Source organism: Streptomyces sp. NPDC087859 (genome assembly GCF_044742595.1).
In the GTDB taxonomy this organism is placed as follows: domain Bacteria; phylum Actinomycetota; class Actinomycetes; order Streptomycetales; family Streptomycetaceae; genus Streptomyces; species Streptomyces canus_F.
In genome coordinates this window covers 59553-80961 of record NZ_JBIUUU010000003.1, presented here as the reverse complement: position 1 = coordinate 80961, position 21409 = coordinate 59553, and the positions used below count along the sequence as shown (strand labels likewise).

General features: G+C 71.1%; 22 protein-coding genes. 4 read left to right on the top strand and 18 right to left on the bottom strand.

Annotated features, from left to right (window positions below; translation table 11 throughout):
- Nucleotides 1-70 precede the first annotated feature (70 nt).
- Together ACIOHP_RS07780 and ACIOHP_RS07775 are read right to left on the bottom strand one after the other, a co-directional pair.
- Nucleotides 71-1990: a hypothetical protein gene (locus ACIOHP_RS07780; protein WP_401884262.1), complete on the bottom strand. Its 1920-nt coding sequence runs from the start codon at nucleotides 1988-1990 to the stop codon at nucleotides 71-73.
- A gap of 49 nt (nucleotides 1991-2039) precedes the next feature.
- Nucleotides 2040-2558: a tetratricopeptide repeat protein gene (locus tag ACIOHP_RS07775; RefSeq protein WP_401884260.1), complete on the bottom strand. Its 519-nt coding sequence runs from the start codon at nucleotides 2556-2558 to the stop codon at nucleotides 2040-2042.
- A gap of 110 nt (nucleotides 2559-2668) precedes the next feature.
- On the opposite strand from ACIOHP_RS07775, the gene ACIOHP_RS07770 reads away from it, so the two are divergent.
- On the top strand, nucleotides 2669-3082 hold the full coding sequence (locus tag ACIOHP_RS07770) for a hypothetical protein (protein ID WP_361538687.1): 414 nt from the start codon (nucleotides 2669-2671) through the stop codon (nucleotides 3080-3082).
- A gap of 58 nt (nucleotides 3083-3140) precedes the next feature.
- On the opposite strand, the gene ACIOHP_RS07765 is transcribed toward ACIOHP_RS07770, so the two are convergent.
- The 10 genes from ACIOHP_RS07765 to ACIOHP_RS07720 all read right to left on the bottom strand — a co-directional run bounded on the left by ACIOHP_RS07765 (nucleotide 3141) and on the right by ACIOHP_RS07720 (nucleotide 13177).
- Nucleotides 3141-4706 carry a DUF1996 domain-containing protein gene (locus tag ACIOHP_RS07765; RefSeq protein WP_401884253.1) on the bottom strand — a complete coding sequence of 522 codons (1566 nt, stop codon included), beginning with the start codon at nucleotides 4704-4706 and terminating at the stop codon, nucleotides 3141-3143.
- 180 nt (nucleotides 4707-4886) lie between these two features.
- Nucleotides 4887-5540 carry a response regulator transcription factor gene (locus ACIOHP_RS07760; protein WP_361477149.1) on the bottom strand — a complete coding sequence of 218 codons (654 nt, stop codon included), beginning with the start codon at nucleotides 5538-5540 and terminating at the stop codon, nucleotides 4887-4889.
- Complete coding sequence (locus ACIOHP_RS07755) at nucleotides 5525-6790, bottom strand: sensor domain-containing protein (RefSeq protein WP_361538693.1); 1266 nt, start codon at nucleotides 6788-6790, stop codon at nucleotides 5525-5527. Before ACIOHP_RS07755 ends, ACIOHP_RS07760 begins: the two co-directional genes overlap by 16 nt.
- Before the next feature lie 53 nt (nucleotides 6791-6843).
- Nucleotides 6844-7869 (bottom strand): NAD-dependent epimerase/dehydratase family protein, encoded by a 1026-nt coding sequence (locus ACIOHP_RS07750; protein WP_401884250.1) that lies wholly within the window; start codon nucleotides 7867-7869, stop codon nucleotides 6844-6846.
- A gap of 69 nt (nucleotides 7870-7938) precedes the next feature.
- On the bottom strand, nucleotides 7939-8502 hold the full coding sequence (locus ACIOHP_RS07745) for a winged helix-turn-helix domain-containing protein (protein ID WP_361538697.1): 564 nt from the start codon (nucleotides 8500-8502) through the stop codon (nucleotides 7939-7941).
- 299 nt (nucleotides 8503-8801) lie between these two features.
- Nucleotides 8802-9722, bottom strand: coding sequence for a DUF6891 domain-containing protein (locus tag ACIOHP_RS07740; RefSeq protein WP_401884247.1), 921 nt, complete (start codon nucleotides 9720-9722; stop codon nucleotides 8802-8804).
- Between the two features lie 88 nt (nucleotides 9723-9810).
- Nucleotides 9811-10839: a glutamine synthetase gene (glnII, locus tag ACIOHP_RS07735; RefSeq protein ID WP_351689052.1), complete on the bottom strand. Its 1029-nt coding sequence runs from the start codon at nucleotides 10837-10839 to the stop codon at nucleotides 9811-9813.
- 351 nt (nucleotides 10840-11190) lie between these two features.
- Nucleotides 11191-11871: a hypothetical protein gene (locus tag ACIOHP_RS07730; RefSeq protein WP_401884245.1), complete on the bottom strand. Its 681-nt coding sequence runs from the start codon at nucleotides 11869-11871 to the stop codon at nucleotides 11191-11193.
- A gap of 96 nt (nucleotides 11872-11967) precedes the next feature.
- Entirely contained in the window at nucleotides 11968-12759 is a 792-nt protein-coding gene (locus ACIOHP_RS07725) for a hypothetical protein (RefSeq protein ID WP_401884243.1), read from the bottom strand.
- A 58-nt stretch (nucleotides 12760-12817) separates the two neighbouring features.
- Nucleotides 12818-13177 (bottom strand): arsenate reductase family protein, encoded by a 360-nt coding sequence (locus tag ACIOHP_RS07720; RefSeq protein WP_361538705.1) that lies wholly within the window; start codon nucleotides 13175-13177, stop codon nucleotides 12818-12820.
- A 175-nt stretch (nucleotides 13178-13352) separates the two neighbouring features.
- Here ACIOHP_RS07720 and ACIOHP_RS07715 point away from each other — a divergent pair, with 175 nt between their 5' ends.
- The gene (locus ACIOHP_RS07715; protein WP_266893400.1) at nucleotides 13353-13661 is read left to right on the top strand and encodes a hypothetical protein; all 309 of its coding nucleotides are present in this window, start codon (nucleotides 13353-13355) and stop codon (nucleotides 13659-13661) included.
- A gap of 64 nt (nucleotides 13662-13725) precedes the next feature.
- On the opposite strand, the gene ACIOHP_RS07710 is transcribed toward ACIOHP_RS07715, so the two are convergent.
- Complete coding sequence (locus tag ACIOHP_RS07710; protein WP_401884240.1) at nucleotides 13726-14913, bottom strand: winged helix DNA-binding domain-containing protein; 1188 nt, start codon at nucleotides 14911-14913, stop codon at nucleotides 13726-13728.
- Between the two features lie 413 nt (nucleotides 14914-15326).
- Here ACIOHP_RS07710 and ACIOHP_RS07705 point away from each other — a divergent pair, with 413 nt between their 5' ends.
- On the top strand, nucleotides 15327-16697 hold the full coding sequence (locus ACIOHP_RS07705) for a DUF2252 domain-containing protein (RefSeq protein ID WP_401884236.1): 1371 nt from the start codon (nucleotides 15327-15329) through the stop codon (nucleotides 16695-16697).
- An 18-nt stretch (nucleotides 16698-16715) separates the two neighbouring features.
- On the opposite strand, the gene ACIOHP_RS07700 is transcribed toward ACIOHP_RS07705, so the two are convergent.
- Entirely contained in the window at nucleotides 16716-18320 is a 1605-nt protein-coding gene (locus tag ACIOHP_RS07700) for an alpha/beta fold hydrolase (protein WP_401884234.1), read from the bottom strand.
- 29 nt (nucleotides 18321-18349) lie between these two features.
- Nucleotides 18350-18862, bottom strand: coding sequence for a DUF1269 domain-containing protein (locus ACIOHP_RS07695; protein WP_361538713.1), 513 nt, complete (start codon nucleotides 18860-18862; stop codon nucleotides 18350-18352).
- A gap of 229 nt (nucleotides 18863-19091) precedes the next feature.
- Between ACIOHP_RS07695 and ACIOHP_RS07690 the strand changes: the two genes are divergently transcribed.
- Nucleotides 19092-19373 (top strand): hypothetical protein, encoded by a 282-nt coding sequence (locus ACIOHP_RS07690; protein ID WP_401884231.1) that lies wholly within the window; start codon nucleotides 19092-19094, stop codon nucleotides 19371-19373.
- Nucleotides 19374-19404: 31 nt separating this feature from the next.
- On the opposite strand, the gene ACIOHP_RS07685 is transcribed toward ACIOHP_RS07690, so the two are convergent.
- The 3 genes from ACIOHP_RS07685 to ACIOHP_RS07675 form a co-directional block, all read right to left on the bottom strand.
- Entirely contained in the window at nucleotides 19405-20025 is a 621-nt protein-coding gene (locus ACIOHP_RS07685) for a hypothetical protein (RefSeq protein ID WP_401884227.1), read from the bottom strand.
- 5 nt (nucleotides 20026-20030) lie between these two features.
- Nucleotides 20031-20948 carry a zinc metalloprotease HtpX gene (htpX, locus tag ACIOHP_RS07680; RefSeq protein ID WP_361477107.1) on the bottom strand — a complete coding sequence of 306 codons (918 nt, stop codon included), beginning with the start codon at nucleotides 20946-20948 and terminating at the stop codon, nucleotides 20031-20033.
- A gap of 124 nt (nucleotides 20949-21072) precedes the next feature.
- Nucleotides 21073-21330: a hypothetical protein gene (locus ACIOHP_RS07675; protein ID WP_401884224.1), complete on the bottom strand. Its 258-nt coding sequence runs from the start codon at nucleotides 21328-21330 to the stop codon at nucleotides 21073-21075.
- Nucleotides 21331-21409: the final 79 nt, after the last annotated feature.

Here is a 21409-nt window from a genome sequence, read left to right as displayed (position 1 = left end):
GGGAACCCTCGTGCACGCTCTTGTTTACGTCAGTGTCAGCAAGCCCGTTCCCGACCCGCCCGCTTCCGGTCTACCGCAGCCCGTTGATCGACCGCCCGTCCTCCAGCGTCCCCTTCAGCCCGGCCTGCGCGCCTTCCTTCGTCTTCACGGTCAGCAGGTTGCCCCGGGCGGAGCCACTGACCGCACCCGTCGCGCCGATCGACGCCGTGTCCTTGCTGCCGGCCGCCAGCAGATACCAGTTGCCCGCCTCCGACTTCCACAGCACACCCGCCAGCACATGCGGGTCCCGCGGTCCGCACGCCGGGACGTTCTCGGCCTTCGCCGCGACCGCCCCGTACGTCCCGCCCGGTGTGCGGAACTGCGCCAGCACACGGGTGCCGCCGCCACGCCAGGTCTCGGCGCGCGTGCACATCCAGTCCGCGGCACCGCTCGCGTCGGGCAGCCGCTGCTCGGCGTAGGGCCACGCGTTCACCGTCCGCACGCCCGCCGAGCGCATCGCCGACAGGGAGCAGGCGTACGGCGCCCAGGTGCGCAGCGCCTCCGCGCCGGACACCTCCTGGAGCGCGCCGGGGCGGCCGGTGGTCAGCCGGGCCGGGACCAGTTCGCCGAGGTCGCTCATCAGCCGGGTGCCGCCGTGGTCGGTCAGCTGGAGGACGTTCCAGGACGTGCAGCCGGTGGTCTGCTGGGCGGGGCCGGCCAGCGGCGAGGTCACCCCGTCGGTCAGGGTGAGGGCCATCGCGCCCGCGGAGGGCTTCAGCAGGTCCCGCTCGGCGGCCTTCGTCACCCAAGGCGCCATGAGATAGCGGACATTGCCGTCGGCCCGGCCCAGCACGACCGCGCTCGCCTCGGCCGACGTCGCCCCGTCGACCCGCGCGAAGTCGAGAGCCGCGCCCTGCGTACCGTCCTTCGGCTCGGCGTAACGGGCGATGCGCAGACCGTCGTAGAGGATCACCACGCGCGCGTTGTCGACGTTCCCGGCGTACAGGAGCTGGGCCGGTCCCGAGGGGCCGCCGGACGGGGTGCCGGGGGTCGCGGAGACCTGCACCGTCTCGCCGGGGCGGGCCCAGACGGCGAGCGCGCGGCGCAGCAGCGCGGTGTCGTCGGTGAGGTCGCCGCGGGCGGGCCACACGGAGAAGTCGTTGCGCGAGGCGGCCTGCCAGGCGGTGGCCGGGACCCTCGTCACCCGGCCCGGGTCGAGGGCGGCCTGGGCGGCCGGGTTCTGGGCGTACGCGGGAGCGGCCGCGCCGTCCGGCCCCCAGCCGTCACCGGGCAGGCCGAGCAGCGCCCCGCACACGGTGACCGCCAGAGCGGCGGCGAGCGCTGCCTTCATGTGCTGCCGGCGCCGCATCAGGTCGGTGGGCCGGGCCTGGAGCGAGCAGGGGTCGAACTCGGCGGAGTCGAGGAGCGGGTACTGCGCCGGGACGGTGTCGGCCTCCTCCAGCGCCTCGTCAGGCTCCGCCACACCGGCCGCCGTAAGCACCCGGCGGACCTCGCCGTCCGGGAGCCGCTCCAGACCGCGCAGCACATACGCGGCGCGGGCCGGGCCGGACAGGGCGGACAGCCTCTGGTCCAGGGCCAGTTCATCGGCCCCGCCCGAGCGGGGGAAGAGCCTGAGGCCCCGCACCTGGGGGAGCAGCGGCGGCAGCTGGGAGCGCTTGGGCCACGCCGTGAAGGAGAGCGGCAGGCCCGCCTCCAGTGCCGTACGCAGCACTTGGAGCCGGACGAGGGCGTAGCCGGGGTCGCCGTCGCGGCCGGTCGACTGGGCCGGGATGACGGGCGTCGAGGCACGGCCCCGGGGCAGGGCGCGCTGGGTGAGGGCGTGCGCGGTCAGGACCCGCCGGTTGCGGCCCAGGCTCGGCGGCAGCACCAGATAGGCGAGCCGGACGAGCCGTGGGTAGTGCTCGACGAGCGCGGCCTCGGCCTGTTCGACGTCCACGAACGGCTCGGGAGAGGCGGGTGCGGGGGGCGGGGCGACATCCTGTGGCTGCACGTTCAGCAAAACGAGCGAATCGTTGGTTGGTCACCACCGTCCGGGTGGCTCAGCTCCCGGACGGATGCTCCGGCTCGACGAGCGCCCGCGCGTAGTTGGCCATCGACCGCTGGTAGCGCGGCAGATGGGGGGCCAGCGCGCCCAGGACGAGGGAGAGGCCCTCGCGGTCCCGGCCGAGGCTGGACAGGCACAGTGCCAGACACGCTCGTACGGCGTCGTCCAACTCGTCTGAAGGGGCGTCGAGTTCGGGTGTCAGCAGCTTGACGCCCTCTTCGGCCTGTCCGATGTTCCGCAGCGAGCTGGACAGCTGGATCTTGGCGCGGCGGCCCTTGTAGCCGCTCAGGCCCAGCGCCAGCGCCTCGCGGTACAGCGGGGCCGCCTTGTCGGAGTGTCCGGTCGAGTCCCAGGCACAGGCCCGCTCGAAGGGGCCGTCCGCGCTGCCCTCGGGAAGCTCGGCGACAAGGGCGTCGATCACCGCCCGGAAGTCGGCGGCCCGGTCCTCGGGGTACTCGTCGAAGGTGGCCCAGGCGGCCGTGATCTGCTGTTCCCAGTCCTCGTTCACCGGCATACTCTCGCACGGGTGTGCCCAGGGAGACAGCGGATTTGAGCACACCTTGCCCCGCAGCCGTATGGAAGGGGACGGGCACCCAGGCCCATGGGAAGGTTCCGGAGGAACAGATGAGGTTGACCCGATCGATGCTCGCGGTCGCCGCGGCGGCTCTTGTACTGACCGGCTGCGGCTCCGGTGGCGATGACGACAAGGCCGCCGTACCGGAGACGGCGACCGGCAGCCTCGAGCACCTGGCCGCCGAGGTGGGCTGCGATCCGACCATCCAGATCGACGCCGACGAGATCCGCCAGGCCTCGTGCCGCAAGAGCGACGCCGACGGCAAGTTCATCCTGGCGACCTTCGCCACCGACCGCGGCCAGCGCGAGTGGATCAACGGGGCGAAGGACTACGGCGGTCACTACCTCGTCGGCCGCAAGTGGATCGCCGTCGGCGAGACCAAGACGGTGACCACCCTGCGCGCCACGCTCGGCGGCGACCTCGAGGAGGGCCAGGACCACACCGCGCACTCCGGCAGCCACTGAGCACGAGAAAGCCGGCGGTGGGAGATCCCACCGCCGGCTTTCTCGTGCGCCGGCTAGCTCACTGGCACTTCTGGCCGGTGTTGATGCACTTGACCATCTTGTTCATCGTGTTCGCGGAGAAGAAGTTGATGAAGTCGTTGTGGTCGGTGATCGGCTTGTGGATGTTCTCCGGGAAGGTGTCGACCGCGTACGGGTTCACGACCGTCCCGTTCTCAATGGTCGGGGCCGGAACGTTGTAGACCAGCCGGACCTGGAGCTGCGGGATCGCCTTGAAGTTGTTCGCGCAGGTGCCGTCGGCCTGGACGAACGCCACGTGGGTGCGGTGGTTGGCACTGTCGATGTTCTGACCGTCCCAGCAGCTCTGGAAGTTGGTCGTGCGCACCACCTGGCTGCCCTGCGGGCAGATCGGGTACTTGTCCTTCAGCTGGACCTTGTTCTCGAAGCCTGTGCAGCTCCAGTTGACGTTGGCGTTGGCGTTGCCGTTGACGAACGCCTTGGCGTCACCGGTGATGATGCGCAGGGCCGTCGGCATCGCGACGACGTTGCCCTTCTTGTTGCCGACGAACTTCAGCTGCGCCTGCGCGGGCTGGAGGATCTTGCCCACGTTGCCCTCGGTGCCACCGCCGGCCGCGTTCTGGTCGAAGTCCTGCGTACCGTCCTGCAGTCGCAGCACCGGCCAGAAGTACGACGACTTGTCGCCCTGGTTCTGGCAGGTGGTCTGTGCCGCCGCCAGTTCCTGGTCGCTCGCGAACGCGTCATTGCTCTGGTTGCCGACGTAGTCGTGCAGGTGGTGAGCACCGTTGGAGACACCGGGCGCCACGATCACGTTGTCCGTGTTGTGGTTGTCGTTCCCGTTGGTGCCGCACTTGGTGGTGAAGGTGCCTCGCGAACCCGACCGGCCGTTCGCCGGGAGTCCGTTCGCACCCACGCCCAGCTGGGCGTTGGCCTGGACCTGCGTGATGTCCACGAAGTCGGCGGCCGTCGGGCCGTTGCCGCCCTGACCGTTCTGCTGGCCGTTGCCCTGGTCCTGACCCTGACCCTGATCCTGGCCCTGGTCCTGACCGCCGTCCTGCTGCTGGCCCCCGTCCTGCTGCTGACCGCCGTCCTGCTGCTGACCGCCGTCCTGGCCGGCCTCGCCGTCGTTGGTCTGCGGCTGCTCGGCCGGCACGCCGGCGCATCCGGCGAACTGGCCCAGGTTGGGGTTGGCACCGCCGGCGCGCTGGATGTTGATCCGGATCCGGTCCAGAGCCGCGGTCCGCTTGTCCTTGAGCGGGCCGAGGATCGCGTTCTGGACGAATCCTGAGTCGTTCGACTGTGCTTGGCGCGTGGAGGCGAGGCGGGCGTAAGCCTCGGTGATCTGCTTGTCCAGGTTCGCCAGCTCCGTACTCACGCCGGACCGGGCCCCGTTCGGGACGTTCGTCAGCTTCTGACCGACGTCCGGGCACTGGATCGTGGCGATCTGTGCCCCGGCGGCCTTCACCTGGTTCTGACCGGACCCCGACTCATGCGCCGAGGCGTAGAAGTTCGCCCAAACAAGCCCGCCCCCACCGAGCGCTAGGGCTGCCGACCCGGCCACGACCTTGGTGGTCATCGACGTACGGCGTTTGCGAATGTTGCGTCCCATGGAACTCCTCTGACTTCCTTGCGGGGCGTCGAGTCGCCCGACAGGAGTGAAGCGGCGTCGTTCCATACGGACGTGGCCCCAGGGGTGTTCAGTCGCCTCACAAACAAATCAGAGGATTACTCGGCTGTCCGGCCTCAACAATCGCCTGAACAGCGGAAGTTACAGAAAATCAGCAACCGCTCACCGGCCCTGGTCCAGATAGGCGAGGACCGCCAGAACGCGTCGATTGTCGTCGTCCGACACCTCGAGGTCCAGTTTGGTGAAGATGTTGGAGGTGTGCTTGGCAATGGCCCGTTCTGTGACGACGAGCTGTCCCGCGATCGCCGCGTTGGACCGGCCCTGCGCCATCAGCTCCAGCACCTCCCGCTCCCGCGGGGTCAGCCGGCCCAGCGGCTGGTCCGCGGCGGCCCGCCGCGTCAGCAACTGCTGAATGACCTGTGGGTCCATCGCGGTGCCGCCCGCCGCCACCCGGTGCACGGCGTCCACGAACTGCGCCGCGTCGAACACCCGGTCCTTCAGCAGATACCCCACCGCGCCGGTGCCGTCGGCCAGCAGCTCGCGCGCGTACAGCTGCTCCACATGCTGCGACAGCACCAGTACGGGAAGCCCGGGCCGCGCCCGGCGGGCGTCGAGCGCACACTGCAGACCCTCGTCGGTGTGCGTGGGAGGCAGCCGTACGTCGACCACGGCGACGTCCGGCTCCAGCTCGGCCAGCGCGCGGGCGAGCTCGGGGCCGGACTCGACGGCCGCGGCGATCTCGAAGCCGTGGGCTTCCAGCAGCCGGACCAGTCCGTCACGCAGGAGGAACAGGTCTTCGGCTAGGACAACACGCAAGGGATCTCCATGGTCACCATGGTGGGACCGCCCGCGGGACTGCTGACGGCCAGGACGCCGTCGAATGTACCCAGCCGGCGCTCGACCCCGGCCAGGCCCGAGCCCGCCCCGATCGCCGCGCCGCCCTTGCCGTCGTCGGTGACGGTGATCCGCAGCATGCCCTCGGTGTGGTGCAGGTCGATCCAGAGCCGGTCGGCGCCGGAGTGCTTCACGGCGTTGGTGAGCACCTCGCTGATCGCGAAGTACGCCGCCGACTCGACGGGAGCGTCCGCCCGCCCGGTCAGCTCCACCGTCACGTCGGAGGGCAGCGGCAGCCGCAGCGCCAACGCCTTCACGGCGTCCCCGAGTCCGCGCTCGGCGAGCACCGGCGGATGGATGCCGCGGACCAGGTCGCGCAGTTCGGCCAGGGCGTCGACGGAGGACTTGCGGGCCTGCGCGAGCAACTCCCTGGCTTTCGCCGGGTCCTTGTCGAGGAGCATCTCGATGGTGCCCAGGTCCATGCCCATGGCGACCAGCCGGGCCTGCGCCCCGTCGTGCAGATCCCGCTCGATGCGCCGCAGTTCGGCGGCGGAGGTGTCCACGGCGTCGCGCCGTGTCTCGGTCAGCACCCGCACCCGCTCGGCGAGTTCACCCTGGTTGGCGCCGAGCACGGCCCTGGTGAGCCGGAAGTGCGCCTGGAGCGCCCGGGGTGCGAAGAAGTGGCCGAAGAAGAGGATGACCAGCCCGAGGGCGGCGGCGGCCAGCGCCGAGGCCTGTCCGGTGACGGGGACGAACCCGTACCAGTACCCGTCGGGGAACACCCGCCACAGCCCCGCCGCCAGCGCGAACCCCTCCAGGGGGTAGAGCACGAGCACGGCCGGCAGCAGCGCGGTGAGGTAACCCGCCGTCATGTCGACCGGCAGCCACCGCAGGTCCCGCCAGGTCGCCGGGTCCCGCAGCATGCCGAAGGTGCGCGTCCACGGGTTGGCGTCCTCGGGGATCGGCCGGTACGCCGACGGGATCCGTACCCCGCCCCACTCGGCGGCGAGCACCCGCCGCCAGTCCGCGAACGCCCGTACACCGGTCAGCACCCACGGTGTGGTGACGATCCCGACCCCGATCGGGATCAGCGCGAAGGACACCAGGGAGAGGGTGAAGCAGAGCACGGCCCCCGGCAGCGCCACCAGCGCCAGCGCCAGCCCCCGAACCGCCGCCCGCCCCATGCCTTTTGCCCCGGTGCGACCACTGTCGCGCTGCGTCTCGATGTCCATGGCAGCCAGTCTGGCCGAGGGAGGCGGGCGGGGCACGGGGCTTGGACACCGGGTCAGGAGGTGGTGCTGGGTACACCCCCGTCGAGGCCCAGCACCTTCGCCTCCACCGCCGGGTCCAGCCCCACCGCGGGCCGGTCGGGCCGCTGTGGCGCGGTGCCGCCGATCTCCCGCAGCCAGCCCCAGGTGTCGGCCACGGTCTCCTCGACCGGCCGGCAGCGCAGCCCCGCCCCGACGGCCCGCGAGACGTCGGCACTGTGCAGCGCGGCCTGCAGATCACTGCCCGGCGGCACCCACACCGGCAGCTGGGTCCACGGCTCGATTCCCGCGCCGAGCACCACGTCCGGGTCGGTCCACCGCAGGTCGGCGGCGCATCCGGTCACCTTCAGGCAGGCGTCCAGGAGCGCGCCCATGGTGGTGTGCCCGCGCTCGCTCATCAGGTTGTACGGCCCGCTCAGCTCCCGCTCCACCCCGTCCAGGACCCATTCGGCGAGGTCGCGGACATCGACGTACTGGAGCGGCAGATCCCGTGGCCCGGGCGCCAGCACCGGACCGCCGCGCGCGATCCGGGTCAGCCACCAGGGCAGCCGCCCGATGTTCTCGTACGGCCCGATCAGCAGCCCCGACCGGACGAGCAGCGAGCGGTCCGCGCCGAAGACCTCGGTCGCGGCCAGCTCGCCGCCCAGCTTGTCGCGGGCGTAGTCGCTCTGCCCGGCGTCGGACGAGGCGCCCTCCACCAGGGGAGCGTCCTCGGTGTAGCCGGCGGGCGGCGCCCAGGCGTACACCGAGCAGCTCGACACATACACGTACCGACCGGCGCGGTCCCGCAGCACCCGTGCCGCGTCGCGCACCGCGGACGGCGCCGCCGACCAGGTGTCGACGACGGCGTCCCAGGAGCCGCCGCTCCCGGCGAGTGCGGCGAGCCCGTCGGGCGTGGTGCGGTCGCCGTGCAGCGACCGCACCCCGGCCACGGGTGTGTGCCGTCCCCGATGGAAGACGGTCACGTCCCAGCCGCGCCCGAGGGCCGCCTCGACGACGGCCCGTCCCGCGAACTCCGTACCACCCAGCACCAGAAGTCTCATGGCACAGACTCTGCCTGCCGAAGCGGCCGTACGGGACGGATCTCTGCCGTCAGCAGACGACCGGTGTCGTCAGCGCCCGGTCGGCGGGGAGTACTTGTAGCCGACCCGGCGGATCGTCTGGATGGCCTGGCGGTTCTCCGCGCCCAGCTTGCGGCGCAGCCGGGCGATGTGGACGTCGACGGTCCGGCCGTCGCCCACATGCCCGTAGCCCCACACCGTGGTCACCAGCTGATCGCGGGTGTGCACCCGGTGCGGGTGCGCGACGAGATGGGCGAGGAGTTCGAACTCCAGGTAGGTGAGGTCGAGTTCCGCGCCGTTCACCTCGGCGGTGCGCTGCACGGTGTCGATCCGGACGAGCGGGTCGCCGTCGGCCTCGCCGGCCAGGCCCGCCGGGTCCGGCAGGAGGGGCGGCTGCTGGTCGGCCGGGACGAGCACCAGGTAGCCGATCATCGGCGGCTGGCCCGGCAGGGTGGGCAGGGTGTGCTGCGGAGCGGGCAGCCAAGTGGCGCCGGGCGGCAGGAAGTCCGCCACGCCGGGGACGTCGTCCGGGCCGACGGCCCGGAGTCGATGCCGTGCGCCGCTCTCGGACGGGGTGGGGAGAGCGGCGGTGGACAGGGAACGAGTGGTCGCCATGAGAAGTCAGCTCTTTTCGCGCGAGGAGGTTCGTCGGTGGACGTACGTCGACTGCGCGCTGGCCGAAGGCCGAAGGGGTGTACGGCTTTAGAGGGCCCGCGCGTTCACCGCGCGGCAACACACCCGGTCGAAGTCATGGTGCTGACGAGAGGGCCAGAACGGCTCGAGGTCATGGCGACCTGTCGCGCTGGGGTTCTGGAAGCTGGCCATGCGCTCATTGAAGCAGACACAGGCCCGCAACAGGAGACTCCTCTCACTGCTTGGACGCTTCCTCGATGTGAAATCGAGCGTGGTGTGTCTCACCCCACCAGGCGTTTGCGCCAGACCAGGGGAGTGACGGTGATGGTCTTGTCCGCACGGCCGTCCCACTCCGTGGACAACCCGGCGGCATCGAGAGCGGCGACGATCTCGCGGCCCACGGCGGCGGTGCCCTCCGGGGTGTTGTCGATGTCCCCGAAGTAGAGGGTGAGCTCGTCGTGCTCGGCCGCGCTGCGGGTGCACTGGTAGTGGAAGAAGACGAACCCCCGGGCGTCCGCGTCCGCCATCTCGGCGCCGATCTCCGCCTTCCCGCAGCCGCCGCAGCAGGTGAAGTTCTCCCGCGCGACGATGCCGCCGCCCTCCAGCGCGGCGAACGCCCGCTCCAGACGGTCCGGGTCGGTCGGCCCCGACCAGGTCTCCTGCTCCTCGACCCGCTCCAGCCACAGCCGCTCGACGATCGGGCGGGCCTGGGCCGTGGTGAGCCGGTCCTCCACCATGTACACGGTCTCGCGGATGATCTCCTCGATGCCGAGATAGCCGTCGGCGAGCGTCTCGCGCACGTACTTCTCGGCCTGCGCGGCGACCTCCGGGTCGGGTGGGGGCACCTCCTGGGGCGCCGCGAGCTCGTCGCGCTGCCAGGTGACCGAGGCGTCCCAGTCCTTCTCCTGCCGTGCCCAGCGCGCCATGACGTCCGCGACGAGATCCGGGTCCGTCACCTCGGTCACCCACATGTGGGGGACGGAGCCGGTGCGGTGCTGGAACTCGTAGACCCCACCCGGTTCGTGGGCGACCTGGATGAACACCGCCGGCCGGTCGGGTATCCGCTGCACGATCAGGAAGTGATCGCCGCTGCCCCCGATCCGGTGCACCAGCTCACGCAGGCGCGCGGCCGAAATCCGTGTGTGCGTCTCGTTGTTCTCCGTCTGGACCTTGATGTCGAGCGGGCCCCCGTCGATCTCCATGCCCCCACCTTCGCACGTCCCGCTGACAACGCACCGAGGGGCGTCCACCTTTCGGTGGACGCCCCTCGGGAAGCTACTGGTCGGCGGATCAGACCTGACCGGCCTTCTCCAGCGCGGAGCAGCACGTGTCGACGATCAGACGCGTCACCAGGTACGGGTCGACGTTGGCGTTCGGACGGCGGTCCTCGATGTAACCCTTGCCGTCCTTCTCGACCTGCCACGGGATACGGACCGAGGCGCCACGGTTGGAGACACCGTAGGAGTACTCGTTCCACGGGGCGGTCTCGTGCAGACCGGTCAGACGGTCGTCGATGCCGGCGCCGTAGTTCTTGACGTGGTCGAGCGGCTTGGAGCCCTCACCGAGCGACTCGGCGGCGGTGATGATCGCCTCGTACGTCTCGCGCATCGCCTTGGTGGAGAAGTTGGTGTGCGCGCCCGCGCCGTTCCAGTCGCCCTTGACCGGCTTGGGGTCCAGGGTGGCGGAGACGCCGAAGTCCTCGGCGGTGCGGTAGAGCAGCCAGCGGGCGACCCACAGGTGGTCGGAGACCTCCAGCGGCGAGACCGGGCCGACCTGGAACTCCCACTGACCGGGCATGACCTCGGCGTTGATGCCGGAGATCGCCAGACCCGCCTTCAGGCAGTTGTCCAGGTGCGCCTCGACGACGTCACGGCCGAAGATCTCGTCGGCGCCGACGCCGCAGTAGTAGCCGCCCTGGGGGGCCGGGAAGCCGCCCTTGGGGAAGCCGAGCGGGTAGCCGTCCTTGAAGAACGTGTACTCCTGCTCGATGCCGAAGATCGGCTCCTGAGCGGCGAACTTCTCGGCGACCTCGGCCAGCGCGGCGCGGGTGTTGGAGGAGTGCGGGGTGAAGTCGATGTCGAGGACCTCGCACAGCACCAGGATGTCGTCGCCGCCACGGATCGGGTCCGGGCAGGTGAACACCGGCTTGAGCACGCGGTCGGAGGAGTGCCCCTCGGCCTGGTTCGTGGAAGAACCGTCGAAGCCCCAGATCGGCAGCTCGGCGCCCTTGGCGGAGTCGGCGAGTATCTTGGTCTTCGAGCGAAGCTTGGCCGTCGGCTCGGTGCCGTCGATCCAGATGTACTCAGCCTTGAAGGTCACGGGACACATCCTTCGGGGTGGGTCTCTAGGCGCATGTGCGGGTGCTGCGGCGCTGCGGCACTGAAACGCCGCGCTTGATGCCCGGCAGCCTGTCAACAGGCGATTTCCCGATCATTGCTCTGATGTGAACCCCGTGTTACCTGGTGGTTCTGTGGCGCGTCTCACGGCGTGAGGACGGCCGGTGTGCAGAAGCCGACACAGAAAGCCGACAGAAACCCCTGCTCGCGGCCGCGCAAGGGCGCGGCGCGACGGCTCGTATGCGATGCGGTTGCCGAAGACGTGGAGGTCCCGCTGTTCGTGGCCGCGAACAGCGGGACCTGTGACACGTACGGGGTTCCTACGCCGTCGGCCTCACCCCACCTTCTCGATCAGGGCCCGTCGGATCAGGAACTTCCCGGGCTCGCGGACCTGCTCGAAAGCGGCGTTGTTCAGCAGCGCACAGCTGCCGGAGACCGAGGTGACCTCCACCGTCGTGGACTTGTTGTTGTCCAGGTTGGTGACCTTCAGCCTGGTCCCCGCCGGGAACTGGTTGCTGGAGGCGGCAGGTGCCCCGGCCTCGCCGGACAGGGTGACGGTGGAGCCGTTGCAGACCTGCTGCCCCGAGACGGCGGCCGGCGCGCTCGGTGCCGCGCTCGGTGCCGCAGTCGGGGCGGTGCTCGGGGCGGCGCTCGCCGCAGCGCTCGGCGTGGCCGGCTGTGCCGCCTGGGAGTCCTGAGCCGACTCCCCAACAGCGCACCCGGACGCCTTCTGCTGCACCTTGATCTGTGCGATGACGGCCTCGCGGTTGGCGATCCGGGCCGTGGACTGCGCGTCCGGTGCGGCCCGTTGACCGTCGATGAACTTCTGGTTGTTTCCGAGGGCGGTGGCAAGTCCCTGGCAGACGACCGAGTCGGCCTTGGTCCGCACATTCTGCGGAGCCTGCGAGGCGTTCGAGGTGCTCGCCATGACGAAGGCCCCACCACCCGCCACCGCGGCCGCACCGACGAACAGCGCGACCTTCTTGCCCGTACTGACAGTTCTCCTACGCGACATGCGCGCCTCCTGAGAGGTCGGGGAGCGTACGCCGCTATGTACGAGATACCGAACGAGGTTACTCAGCGGTTACAGGAGTCACTGAAGTAACCTGCGTCACACAGAACGTGGATCCTCGTACGCCACCACGTTGTCGTCGGCGTACTGGAGGAGATCCTCGGTCTCCTTGGTGATCGCGGCCTCGTCGGTCTCCGCCCCGTCCCCCCACTGTCCGTTGGCGAACACCACGGACCGCACGGTCATCAACCGCCGGAACACTCCCGCCGACCCGGGCGGCACGGTCGGCAGCCCCGCTTCCGGCGGCGGATCGAGCGACACCACCTGATAGGTCACCGGGTCCATCGAGGCCATCGCGAACACCTTCGAGGCGTCCTGGACGGTCCGGAAGCTCAGCACGGTCACCGTCACCTGCGACCGCCGCTCGGCGTCCGTGAACAGCGCGGCGGTCAACCGCTCGCACCCCTGCCCCTGTTCGATCAGCGCGGCCAGCTCCGGCGACATGCCCTCGGAACAGTCGGTGGTGGTGGCCAGGTCGACGCGCTCGTACCGGGAACCGTCGTCGAGCCGCACGCTCTTCGCGGGGAAGGCCTGCTCCGGACGGATCACGGGGCGGGAGAGCAGGGAGGGCAGCGCGGACGGGGCGTCGGAGGGCAGGGACGCGGTGACGGAGGGGGCGGCCGACGACGGGGGAGGGGCCGCCTCCCCGTCACCGTTCCCGCCCGCGTACAGGACGCCTCCCGCGGTGATCGCCGCGACGAGGACGACACCCGTCCCCGCGGCCACCGCGCGCCGGGTGCGCCGCCGCCGGCGTATCCGCTCCTGCTCGACCACCCACTGGGTGTACGGGTCCGCGGCCCCGTACGGCGTTCCTTGATCACCGAAGGTCATGGCGGCGGAGGGTAACAGCGTCGACGCCCCGAACTCCCGCCGCCGGACAATCGCTTGCTCAACGGGACAGAGCATCCCGTACGGCCTCGTCGGTACGGCCGACCACCGCCGTCCCGTCCTCCGCCGTGATGATCGGCCGCTGGATGAGCTTGGGGTGCGCGGAGAGCGCCTTGATCCAGCGGTCCCGCGAGGACTCGTCCCGGGCCCAGTCCTTGAGCCCGAGCTCCTTGGCGGCGGCCTCCTGGGTGCGGGTGATGTCCCACGGTTCGAGGCCGAGGCGGTCGAGTACGTCCTTGATCTCGGCCTCGCTCGGTACGTCCTCCAGATAGCGGCGGACGGTGTAGTCGGCGCCCTCGGCGTCGAGCAGGGTGAGGGCGCTGCGGCACTTGGAACAGGCCGGGTTGATCCAGATCTCCATGCCGCCCACGGTACGCGAAAACCCGTTCTGCACCTGGGTCACAGAGGCCCCGAAAGCCCTTGTGGCCAGGGCCTTTTGTCAGTGGCGGAGGGTAGAATAGTAGAAGTGTTCGAGGGTGTTGCGGGGGGCGTCGTGGCCCCCCGGTGGACGCCCTGACCGCGACAGGAGGATGCCTGTGCCCGCTGCCGCACTGAAGCCGTTGCCCACCCAGTCGACCGCTCAGCACCCGGTGCTGCTGGACCTGCCGTACGCGCCCGTGGAGAAGCGCGCACTGCCGCCCGGACGCCCGCGCGAGTGGTACATCACGCACAACCGCCGCCTCAAGGCGATGCGGCTCGCCATCGCCCTGCTCGACTCGGGCGTCTATCTGCCCAACCAGGCCCGCAACGAGACGATACGGACCACGGCGGAGACGATCGGCGTCCATCCGCCGTCGGACACCACGTGCCACATGGTGCGGGCGCTGATGCGTTACGCGCGGTGAGCCGTGGCGCCGGGTACCCCGTGCCGCTCGGGGCACCCGGCGCCGTCTCGCCGCCGGCCATCCGCTACCCGGCCAACTCCCGCTCCAGCGGCGTCCGGAACCGCGGCGTCATTCGGGTCGCCCCCACCCACCCCCGCAGCCGCTCCGCCTCCGCCCCGATCGCCGCTTCCGCCTCACGCCCCACCCCCTCCTTCTCCAGCACCCGCCACACGATCTCCCCGTCGGCGCGCTGGGCCCAGCCCCCCACCACCCGCCCGTTCCACCACACCGTCGGCCCCACGTTGCCGCTGCGGTCGAAGAGCAGGGGCCGTAGTTCCGGCGCCAGATACCAGTCCCGCTGCCGCCACCCCATCGCCGTCGGATCGAGGCCGGGCAGCAGCGCGGCCCAGGGCTCCACCGGCCCGGCCACCGGCTCGGCGTCCCCCGCCGTGACCCACCCCGTGCCCTCGTCGAGGGACACCGCCTGCGCCCCGATCGCGGCCAGCGCCCGCCGGACCTCCGTCACCTTCCAGCCCGTCCACCACTTGAGGTCGTCCTCCGTGGCCGGCCCGCACACCGCGAGCCAGCGGCCGAGCAGGGCCGCCTGCGCCTCGGCGACGTCGAGTTCCGGATGCGCGGGCGCCACGGCCCAGCGGAACTGCGAGGACGTCCAGGAACCGAGCGGCCGCCCCCGTACGACCTTCCCCTCGGTCCCCAACACCCTCAGCAGCCGCGTCGAGACGGTGTGCACACCCTCGTAGCTCTTCCCCGCGGCGTACACGAACTGCTCCCGCAACCGCGGCTCGTCCAAGGCCAGTTCGGACGCCGTCGCCTCACCCCGCCGCCCCAGCGCGGCCAGCGCCGACTCCTCGACCTCCGCCAGCCACCCGGCATCCGGCGCCCCGGCCTTGGCCATGTCCTTGACCAGCGAGGCACGCTCCCGCGCGGCGACGGTCACGCCGGTCGAGGCGTGCACGACCGCGACCAGCTCGGCGGGGAACACGAACACCGTGTGCCGCATGCCGTGCATCCGCACCAGCGCACGATCCTCGTACAACGCCCGCTCGGTCTCACCCACGGTCTTCACCGACTCCGCCAGCCGAGCCCCCACGGCCAGATACACCGCCGCCGGATCACTCCCATGCAAGGCAACAAGCGCCGAGGCGACTTCCTCGGGCCGCCCAGCCCTCACCTCCCGCCCCAGCCGATGCCGCACCCCAAGCCGCCCCCGCCGCTCCCCGACCCCGACATACCGCTCCGGCCCGCCACCCATACCAACCTCCACCCATCCACTGCCCCACATCCTCCCCACCCCCACTGACAACCGCCCGACAACGCCCCCACCCGCGTCTTCAGCCCGCCCGGCGTCCGAGGACGAGGGTCTGCCGTCCCGATCTCCCGCCCGCCCGTGTCTTTCAGCCCGTCCGGCGTTTGAGGACGAGGCCCTTCGGGCCGATGGGGGTCCAGGGGGCGGAGCCCCCTGGGGCGGGGTCGAAGGGGCAGCATGCCCCTGGGGATGGGAACGGGTAAGGGCGGCGGGGGCGAAAACCCTCGGGGCGCACCCAGACCCCGTCACCCGATCGCCGTACCCGACATGCGCCACCCCCCGTCCCGCGCTTCCCTGCGAACAGGAGCAGGAGGTGGCACGCCAGACCCGGGAGGCGCGATGCACAGGCAGGGCGGCAGATGACCACCCCCGGCACAGGCACCCCCGGCACCCGCACCCCCACCGACCGAGCCACCCAAGGCCGAGCCGCCCGCAAACGCACCCCTCGCTCCGCCCACGCCGCGTGGATCCCCTCCCTCGACCGCCCGGACCCCGTCGCCGTACTGGAGCGACAGGGCCGCGACCGCCTCCCGGAACTGCTCCCGATCCGCTACGGCCGTATGACCGCCTCCCCCTTCGCCTTCCTGCGCGGCGCCGCCGCGGTGATGGCCGCGGACCTCGCCACCCAGCCCCGCACCGGCCTCACCGTGCAACTCTGCGGCGACGCACACCTCCTCAACTTCGGCCTGTACGCCTCACCGGAACGCTCTCTGCTCTTCGACCTGAACGACTTCGACGAGACGTTCCCCGGCCCGTTCGAGTGGGACGTCAAGCGGCTCGCCGCGAGCGTGGTCGTGGCCGCCCGCGAGAACGGCCACAGCGAGGCGAAGGCGCACCGGGCGGCCGTGGAGGCGACGGCCGCGTACCGCACGTCCATCCACCGACTCGCAGGGCTCGGCGAACTGGCCGTCTGGTACGAGCGGACGGACGCCGACACCCTGCTCCCGCTCGTCCGCTCGGCCCGGCACCGAAGGCGCGTCGAGTCGAGCCTGACCCGGGCCCGCCGCCGCACGAGCCTCCAGGCCCTCGGCAAGCTGACGGAGGTCGTCGACGGACGCCACCGCATCATCAACGACCCGCCGCTGCTGGAGTCCGCCGGCACCTCCGACATGGCGGCCCTGCGCAAGATCTTCAGCGACTACCGCTCCACCCTCTCCGAGGAGCGCCGCCTCCTGCTGGACCGCTACCGCTTCGTCGACGCCGCCCGCAAGGTCGTCGGCGTCGGCAGTGTCGGCACCCGCTGCTTCATCGTCCTGCTCGCCGGACGGGACGCGGACGACCCGCTGTTCCTGCAGATCAAGGAGGCGCGGAAGTCCGTACTGGAGGAACATCTGCCGAGTGGCCCCTACGTCCACCAAGGGCATCGCGTGGTGGCCGGCCAGCGGCTGCTCCAGGCGGCCAGTGACATCTTCCTGGGTTGGATGACCGGACCTCAGGGACGGGCCTTCTACTGGCGCCAGCTGCGCGACATGAAGGGCTCGGCGGACGTCGCCGGCATGAGCCCGGCCGCCCTCACCTCGTACGCCCGCCTCTGCGGCACCGCTCTCGCGCGGGCCCACGCCCGCTCCGGCGACCGCATCGCCATCGCCGCCTATCTGGGCAAGTCCGACACCTTCGACCAGGCCGTCGCCGAGTTCGCCCGGACCTACGCCGCCCAGACCGTGACCGACCACACCACCCTGACCGCCGCGGTCGCCGCGGGAGTGGTGAGAGCGGCCCCGGAACTCTGACGACCCGCGAACGAGCCCTCAGGCGTACCGCTCCAACAGCCCCTCCACATAGGCCTCCAGGCGCCCGCCCAGCACCGCCGGCGTCAGCTCGGTCCGCCCCAGCTCGCGCCACGGCCCCGCCGGCTTCCCGGCGTCGGGGGCGTAGGCGAGGGAGTCGAGCAGCCGCCAGTACAGGTGATCCGCGCCGTCGGCGAGCCGATGTCCGCCCTGGGCCTCGTAGCGGTCCCGGAAGCCCAGCCCGTGCTCCGGCCCGTGCAGCAGCGCGAGCGCAGTGGAGCAGTGGGCGACGTCCAGGTCGGCGGGGCCCCACGAGGTCTCGACCCAGTCGACGACACCGCTGATCCGCAGGTCGTCGGTGAAGAGCACGTTCCCGGGGTGGAAGTCCCGGTGCAGGAAGACACCTTCGTACGGCGGTGGATCGCGCCGGATGACATCCACGGCCCGCTCCCACGGCGCGCCCTCCGGCACGCGCACCCGCTCGGCTGACGTCCAGGCCTGATAGGCGCGCGGGCGTTCGTCGGGTACGACCCGGTGGATCCCGACGAGTTGGGCCGCCAGCAGATCGAGCCGCCGTCCGAGATCCTCCTCGTCGACCCGGACCCGGCCCGGCAGCCGGGTCATCAACAGGCCCGGGTGATCGCTGTGTTCGGCGGTGGCGTCCACGGCGAGCAGTTCGGGGGCCGGGATGCCTTCCTGCCCGGCGAGCAGCGTGAGGACCGACGCCTCGCGGTTCAGGAGGCCGGGCGCGTGGTGCCGGAAGAAGGGCTTCACGAAGGTCCGCAGGACCAGGTCCGAGCCGTCGTCGAGGGTGAGCGCGCGCATCTGCGAGCTCCAACCCCCGGACAGGAAACGGGTGGTGGCGACCGTACGGCCCGCAGGCAGCTGCTTGGCCACCCAGGCGCGGGTCGCCGTCCAGCCCTCGACCAGCAGCGCGTCGACGAACTCCCGCCGGTCGTCGGCGTGATCGTGGAACCAGAGGCCCAAGCGGTGCGGTGCGTCCGGGACGTCGAGGCGCGTGTACTGCGACCGTGCGGCCAGCGCGTTCTGGACGGCCTCCGTCACGTCGGGCGGGATGACCTCGTCGTGGCCCGGCACCGCGAGCACCGCCCGCCCCTCGTACGCCCGCAGCGCGTCCAGTGCGGGTGCCCCGCGCCAGCTGCCCGGGGTGCGCAGGATCGCGCGGAACGGGCTGTCCCCGCTGCCGAACGGCACGTCCCACGCCTCGGCCGCGTACACCGCCGGCGAGCACAGTCCGATCGCCGTCACGCGCTCCCCGTAGTGCCGTACGAGATCCGCCACCGTCTGCCCGCTCATGCTGAACCCGACGAGGATCAGCGGCCCGTCCGCCGGCACCCGTGCGTCGATCACCGCGACGGCCTGCTCGAAGCGCCGGCGCAGGCTCAACTCCCGCAGCTCGCCGGTGGATTCGCCGTGCCCGGAGAAGTCGAGGGCCAGGACGCCGCAGCCCCGGCCCGCGAACTCCTCCCATAGCGGCGTCAGCCGCTCCTTGCTGCCGTTGCCCGCCCCGTGCAGCACAACGGCGGTGGCCCGGTCCGGGCCACCGCCGCCGTACACCCCGCTGAGCCGTTCGCCGTCGTGGTGCTGAGTGAACGAGGAGATCATGACCTCATTCACTCATGGCGGCCCCGGCGTCAGGAAGCGGCTTCCGCCTTCGGCGACCGCGCCGCCGCGATGGCCTCGCGCAGATGGTCCTCGTCGGCCTGGCTCAGCGAGGTCTGCACCAACTCGCCGCCGAACGGGGAGAGCTGCGGGATCACCTTGTCCTGGGCGGCCTGCTTGACCAGGACGAACAGGGCGGCGGCGCCCGGCCGGAGGTTCTGGCTGAGGTCCTTCATGAAGTTGTCGTTGATGCCGGTGTCGGTGACCGCGCCCCCGGCGGCGCCGGCCGCCGCACCCACCGCGGCACCGAGCAGCGGGGCCAGGAAGAGCAGCCCGATCACCCCGCCCCACAGGGCGCCGCCCGCCGCGCCCGCGGCGGTGTGGTTGAGGGCCTGGTGCAGTTTGATCTTGCCGTCCTCGCGCCGCTCGACGACCACGATGTCCTCCAGCTCGACGAGATGCTGCTTGGACAGCTCGATCACCTTCTCGCGGACCTGGTGGGCGGTGGCGAGGTCGTTGTAGGCGACGACGAAGAGATCACTCATCCGGTAACACCCCTTATTGGCGCAATGTGACGTTTCGCCCGACTCTAGGGCGCCGGAATGCGGGGCGCACGCCAGGGAGGGGGAAAAGGAGATGCACACGGTGTGACCGTCTCCCTACGCTGGACACGCATTGCGGAGCTGCTCCCCACCGCTTGCCGCAGGGCCGGTTTCACCGGGCGGTCCCGGGGCTACTCTGCTGCTCACCCAACCACGCACACGGAGGCCCGTGATGGGCACCATCGTCATGGCCGGGGCCGCGGTCCTGGTCGTCCTAGGTTTTGGAAACAGCGTCTACTGGCTCGCCGCCGCCGCCGTGCTCTTCCTGTACACGCAGTACGGGCGGGGCGCGTCTTCGACGCCCTCCAGGGGCGGTTCCTCGTCCGGGGTCATGCCCAGCGACTACCGGGCGTACCGGGAGCGCCGCGACAAGCAGGCCAAGTGGGAGCGCCGCTACCGCCGCGAGCGCCCCTTCGAGTCCCGCCGTCAGGAGCGCGAGAAGAAGGCCAAGTGAGCCCTTGCCGGGCCGTCCCCGGTCGCCGGCGTCACAGGCCGGGGGCGCCCCACACCGGGAACCAGCGGCTCAGATCCTGCTCGGTCCGCAGATCGTCCCCGAGAGCCGCCTTGACCCGCAGTTCCAGCGCGTTGTCGCGCCGCTGTCCCCCGTCGGGCAGTGGCGCGAACGGGAACCAGGTGCCCCGCTTGTAGAGGTAGACCAGCGCGAGCGTACGGCCCTCGCCGTCACGGAAGCCGGCCAGCGAGCACAGCAGCTGCGGGCCGAAGCCGTTGACCTCCATCGAGGAGTTCACCGCGTGCAGGTCGTTCACGAGCTGGGGAAGCTCGTCGGGGGCCCGCTCGGAGACCAGCCAGGAGTAGCCGTACTCGTCGCGCCGCAGCCGGACCGGGGTGCCTCCCCCACTCTCGGCTTCGCTCGAGCGGGGGGACCCCCATCGGTCGGCGTCCGCGTCGAGGAGCGCCTGCACCTCGCGGTGCGTCTGCTCGAACGCGGCACCCTCGACCGTGGCGAAGCACACCGCCCCGCTGCCGGTCGGGGTGAACCCCGTGGCGGCCTCCAGGGTGACGGCCGCCGACGGCAGTGCGAAGAGCTGGTCGAGATCGGGCGCGACCGGTTTCGTGCGCCCGAGCAGAATGTCCAGCAGCCCCATGGGTGTCAGTCCGCCTTCCCCGGGGTCGCGGCCTCACCCAACTCGGTGGAGATCCGGCCCAGTTGATCCAGCCGCTGTTCCAGGCTCGGGTGGGTGGAGAAGAGCCGGGCGATGCCGGGCTCGGACCCGAGAGCCGGGGTGAAGTAGAAGGCGTTGAACGCCTGCGCGGTCCGCAGATCCTTGCTGGGGATCCTCGCGATGTCCCCGGAGACCTTGGTGAGCGCGGAGGCCAGCGCCGAGGGCCGCCCGGTCAGCTGTGCGGCGGCCCGGTCGGCGGCGAGCTCGCGGTACCGGGACAGGGCCCGGATGAGCAGGAAGGACAGGGCGTACACGGCCGCGGAGACCCCCATCACCCCCGCGAAGACGACGGCGGTGTTCTGGTCCTTGCGCCCGCTGAAGATCTGCGAGTAGAACGCGAACCGCACGATGAGCCCCGCGAGGACGCCGAGGAAGGAAGCGACGGTGATGACGGCCACGTCCTTGTGCGCCACGTGCGACAGCTCGTGGGCGAGCACGCCCTCCAGCTCCGCGGGCTCCAGCCGCCGCAGCAGGCCCGTCGTCACACACACCACGGCATGATCCGGATTCCGCCCGGTGGCGAAGGCGTTCGGCATGTCGATGTCCGACACGGCGACCACGGGCTTGGGCATGTCCGCGATGGCGCACAGCCGGTCGACGACCCCATGCAACTCCGGATACTCCTCCCGCTCCACGACCCGCCCGCGCATCGCGAACAGCGCGACCCGGTCGGAGAACCAGTACTGTGCGCCCAGCATCCCCGCGGCGATCACCAGGACCAGCACCCAGGACTTCAGCAACACGATCAACGCGGCGACGAAGGCCACGTACAGCAGTCCGAGCAGGAAAAGCGTGACCGTCATCCGCACGGTCAGCCGCCGATCGCTCCGGAAACGGCTCTGCATCTGCATCACCCCGCAGTCAGGCACTCGCCCCACTGCCCAGTGTGCACCCGGCCCCACCATGAAGCGGTCGCGATCACCTCTAGGGCCAGCAAAGGTTCAGGCCCCGCGGCGGACCGCCGTTTCGTCAGTACGGGGCCTGGAAGTTCGCATACCCCAGCAGCACGATGACCGCCGCCACACATCCGAACACGATGGCCGTCGACGCCCACGGCGACCGCGGCCGTCGTACCCGCTCGGGCTCCGGACGGAACGGCTGCGCCTGTGGCGGGTTCTCCTTCCAGCGCGCGGCGAGCATCCGGGCCCGTGCCGAGGGCTCCTTCTCCTCGGCGCCGTCGGCCCACCGGATGTCGAACTCCCGCTCCTCGTCGTCCCGTTCGGCCATCCCCGTAACCCCCGGTCGCCCTTCTCGCACGTCTGTTCCCAAAACCATACGACGGCGCCCCCGCCCTGAGAAACCAGGA